Origin of the sequence: Argonema antarcticum A004/B2, from assembly GCF_023333585.1 — a bacterium.
In the GTDB taxonomy this organism is placed as follows: Bacteria; Cyanobacteriota; Cyanobacteriia; order Cyanobacteriales; family Aerosakkonemataceae; genus Argonema; species Argonema antarcticum.
Map to the genome: position 1 here is coordinate 1 of NZ_JAIQZN010000192.1, position 4310 is coordinate 4310.

At 44.2% G+C, this 4310-nt stretch carries 4 protein-coding genes and 1 pseudogene; 2 read left to right on the forward strand and 3 right to left on the reverse strand.

Annotated features, from left to right (window positions below):
* Both LAY57_RS34930 and LAY57_RS34935 read left to right on the forward strand, forming a co-directional pair.
* Positions 1–736: pseudogene (locus LAY57_RS34930) on the forward strand (hypothetical protein); the annotation flags it as partial.
* A 9-nt stretch (positions 737–745) separates the two neighbouring features.
* Positions 746–1009, forward strand: a complete 264-nt coding sequence (locus LAY57_RS34935) for a calcium-binding protein (RefSeq protein ID WP_249071975.1) — start codon at positions 746–748, stop codon at positions 1007–1009.
* 54 nt (positions 1010–1063) lie between these two features.
* Here LAY57_RS34935 and LAY57_RS34940 read toward each other — a convergent pair whose 3' ends face one another.
* The 3 genes from LAY57_RS34940 to LAY57_RS34950 all read right to left on the reverse strand — a co-directional run.
* On the reverse strand, positions 1064–1342 hold the full coding sequence (locus LAY57_RS34940) for a DUF3288 family protein (RefSeq protein WP_249071977.1): 279 nt from the start codon (positions 1340–1342) through the stop codon (positions 1064–1066).
* A 59-nt stretch (positions 1343–1401) separates the two neighbouring features.
* On the reverse strand, positions 1402–4044 hold the full coding sequence (locus tag LAY57_RS34945; RefSeq protein ID WP_249071980.1) for a tetratricopeptide repeat protein: 2643 nt from the start codon (positions 4042–4044) through the stop codon (positions 1402–1404).
* A gap of 14 nt (positions 4045–4058) precedes the next feature.
* Positions 4059–4310: hypothetical protein (locus tag LAY57_RS34950; protein WP_249071981.1), on the reverse strand; the 252-nt coding region annotated here is incomplete at its 5' end.

Here is a 4310-nt window from a genome sequence, read left to right on the forward strand (position 1 = left end):
GGAAATGAGTAGCTCTAAAGACGGCATGGGACAAGGCTTGTATACCAGCTATGGAGATTTAATTCAATTTTATCAGCGTAAGAGCAAGGAATGCCCCAAAGGGGTTCGTCTTAAGCTCCAAGACAAAGTGCTTTACTTCCAATTTGAGTTCCCAGGGTCAGGCAAGCGGTCATCTAAGGCTAGTGGATGCCCCTTTAGTGAAGAGGGAGTGATTCAGGCGATATCTAAATGCTGGAAAATTCGCGAGGCACTAGATAATCTCAAGACAGCCAGTGAGTTCTGGGAGTGGTATAGTGACGAGATTTTGAAAATCAACGAAATCGAAAATGACCTTAAAACGGATCGCGAGATATTTCAAGAGATAGAAAACGAATACTGGAAAGGACGCAACAAAAACACAAAACGTAAGCGCTCAAAAGACATTCCTAATGATGTAGCGACTTTCAAGGGGTATTACAAAAAAGTCTTTGAACGTTTTCAAAACTGGGATAAAGCACCTGAGTGGGAAGAAATAAAAAGTGTACTTTTTTCCTGGAAAGAAGGAAGCAAAACATACAAGGATGCGTATATTATTCTCCGAAAGGTTTGTAATTATTCACATAATGCAAAATCTTTAGTAAGCAAGATAACCTTCTTCAGCTTAATGCTACTTATTATCATTAAGCCTCTTTACTCCGCTTTTTTCTTAGTTCATTTGTACTATTACTTCCCCTTTTTGTTCATGTGTGACAGTTGAGGGTGCGGAATGTGGGTTATAGGTGGTGAGGGTCGCGATCGCTTTGTGCTGACCCCTGGTGCGGGAGTAGACACCATTACTGACTTCCAGACTGGTCAAGATTTACTGGGATTAGCTAGCGGTCTAAGATTTGACCAGTTGACGATTAGCCAAGGGACGGGTACTCAGGCGCAGGACACCCTCATCCGCATCGGAACCACTGGCGAACTGTTAGCGTCTGTAACTGGTTTGTCATCAAGCTTGATTACTTCAGATATGTTCGTTCTTGTCTGAAACAGAGCCTCATTCTAACGATCCGGGCTCCAGTCCGGATCGCTAGAATGAGGATTATGCCCAATCCTCGGTGTCGCTATTTCGAGTTTTATAAACTTGGCCTTTTTCATGAATTTTGCGGGTATTTTCATAAAGCTGTTCTTCGCTTATACCCCAGTTTTGGAGAACTTTTTCTAAGTCTTTCTGGATATCTGGAGCGCCTGGAAAGCCACGGTAGCGAATTTTTAGCCGCGCTAATTCGGCTTGGTTGTAGTCATTTGGCTGTGCTGACAAGAGGTTATCAACGATTTTGCGATCGGCCCAATATTGTGGATGCTGCTGTTCTTTAGTCATTGGTCAGTTGTCAGTTGTCATTGGTCAGTTGTCAGTTGTCAGTTGTCAGTTGTCAGTTGTCAGTTGTCAGTTGTCATTGAATTAGCCGCAGCGATATGCTTGGCTAAAAGTTCTTCAAAAACCGCGTACATATCTTGTGCAACCTTTTTCGGGTTCCACAACGGTGATAAAGTTTCTGGCTGTTTAGATTGGACCAGTTGCTCTCGAATTGACAGCCTTAAATCGTGGTTATTACCAAACTGAATTCCCCAATCTGTATACTCTGACCAACTCTTAGCCGCACCTGCTGAAATAGAGAGTGTTTGCAGGAAAGAATACCCCATCCTAGAAAGATACGGATCGCCATATCTAGTTACCACGGGCAAATTAAACCACAATGCTTCTAAGTTATGCGTACCACCATTATAAGGGTAGGAATCGAGCAAAACGTCCGCGATTTTGTATATCATTCTATGTTCTTCTTCTGTCTTGCTTATCGACACAAATTTGAGGCGGTGAAACCCAACTCCAACTTCTTCGCATCCTTTCTGATAAGCCGATTTAATTACTTCAGGATCGCCAGTATGACCTTTATATATCAGCACGCTATCAGGGACGCGCTTGAGGATTTCGATCTGAGCTTTGATTAAATCTGGATTCAATTTATATGCTGGTGCAACGCACAGGTAGACGACCTGATCTTCAGCTATCCGCAAGGCTTTTCTGGCAGCTTCTCGATTCACGGCGTTGCATTCAAATCCAGAAATTGCCACAGAAGAATCTGGCATACGGATTAACTGCTCGCGATAGTATTGTTCTACGCCAGCAGGATGGGTATGCCGGTCACAGATGAAGTAATTAGTCGCATCTGTAAATGGTGCTTCAAATCCTAACCACGTCATACAGACTGGCGCTGGTTTTTTATGGATAATATCGACTTGAATTGGCACGGTGAGAGAATCCAAGTCGATTAATATATCCACTTTATCTTGTAATATTTGCTCGATAATATCGTTGGTATCGGCTGCGCCGTTTGGAGATTTTAGGGGTCTATATAGTTTGGTACAGGCTTGTTCAAACAACTTAGTTCTATCATCGGGTTTGCGATCGCCTGTGGCATACAAATAGACGTTCTGCGTCAGGTTGAACATTTCTCGGATGATGTCATAACTGCACCAGCCTACAGAATGTCTGACAAAGTAACTGGATAAAAAGCCTATTCTTAAGGATTCTGAACTCCTCTCTTTGGGCTGAATATGGGAAATTTGACTTGGCTTGGCATTGATAACTTTTTCGACATATTGTTCGCCAATAAGTTTTGCCAGTCTCAAATTAGCCTCTATATCGTCCCGCAAGTAGTTGATATTAAATAATACTTGGGTGTAGACAATTGTTATTTCTTCTGGCTTCAATTCTTTCAGGCGCTTGTAAATTAGTGGTTCTATTTCCAAAAATTTATCTCTGGCAATTTGATTTAGGCCGGATTTGATATAGGTGTTGATAAAGGTCACGGCAGCAATTAGCTGGCCGGTTTCGCCACAATTGAGTATGTAATTATCCGCTGCTTCTCTTAAAATCCCAAAATTAGAATTATTGGGAGGGACGCTGATTAAATGCAACATACACAAATGGGCAAGCAGCCGATCGGGTTTGAGTTCAATGGCTTTCTGAAGGGTGTTTATTGCATATTTGAACTTCTCGGCATTAAGCTCGCCTTGTTGATAACTTTGCCGCTGTACTGCCATGCCGATGTTATAGTAAGCTTCGGCCAAGTCGGGTTGGAGATCGATCGCTTTTTGGAACTGGGCGATCGCTTCCTCAAACTTATCCTGTTGCGCCAGAACCGCGCCTATGTTATAATGACCCCGCGCCGAGTCTGGTCTAAGTTTAAGTACTTTCTGATACTGAACGATCGCTTCAAAAAACCGCTCTTGTTCTACCAAAGCGTTGCCTAACTGGTTGTAGGCTTCTGCGTAATCGGGTTTGAGATCGATAGTTTTTTGGAAATGGCCGATCGCTTCTTCGATCTGGCCTTGTTGCTTGAGCGCTGTACCCAAGTTAAAGTGTGCTAAGGGGTAATCCTGTTTTAGTTGAATCGCTCGTTTGTAATATTCTCTAGCCTCTGACCACTTGCCCTTTTTCCCCACAGCCGTTCCCAGGTCGTTGAGGCTTTCGGCGCTAAGGAGTTCGGGTTTGAGTTCTAAAGCCTTTTGCCAGTAAGGAACTGCCTCATCTGACCGTTCTTGCTGCATGAGAACATTTCCCATATTCCAGTGGGCAGCTGCCATCTCTGGTTTGATGGCGATCGCTTTTTCATAGTACGCGATCGCTTCAGTAGGCTGACCCAGCTTAGAAAGCATCGTACCTTTGTTGACAAGGGCTTCTGCAAACTCCGGGTCGATTTCCAGCGCCTTGGAGTAAGCCCGCAAAGCCTCTTCTATCTTTCCCTGTGCTTGCAGGGCGTTGCCCAGAGTCTTGTATGCTGGAGCAAAGTCCGGTTGCAGCTTCAGGGCGAGTTTGGCGGATGCTGTCGCTTCAAGGAATCTCCTTTGCAGCAAATAAACTTCTCCGATCTCGTGATGTACCTGGGCGTAGTCTGGTTGAATTTCTAGCGCCTTTTCGTAGCTTTCTATAGCCTCATTTAATTTTCCCTGGCTTTTGAGCTGGTTACCAGTTTCGCAGAAGTTTTTAGCTGTTTGGGGTGAATGAAGTTCGGATTGCATCCTTGACGCTGCCCTCAACGAGGTAAAGTTAACGCTGGAGTTATTTTAATCGGTGATTGGCAATTTGTGAGAGTGGGAGAGTGGGAGAGTGGGAGAGTGGGAGAGTGGGAGAGTGGGGGACTGGGAGAGTGGGAGAGTGGGGGAGTAACCTTTTTTCTTCTTTCCATCCCCAATGACCAATGACCAATAACCAATGACCAATGACCAATGACCAATGACCAATGACCAATGACCAATGACCAATGACCAATGACCAATGACCAATG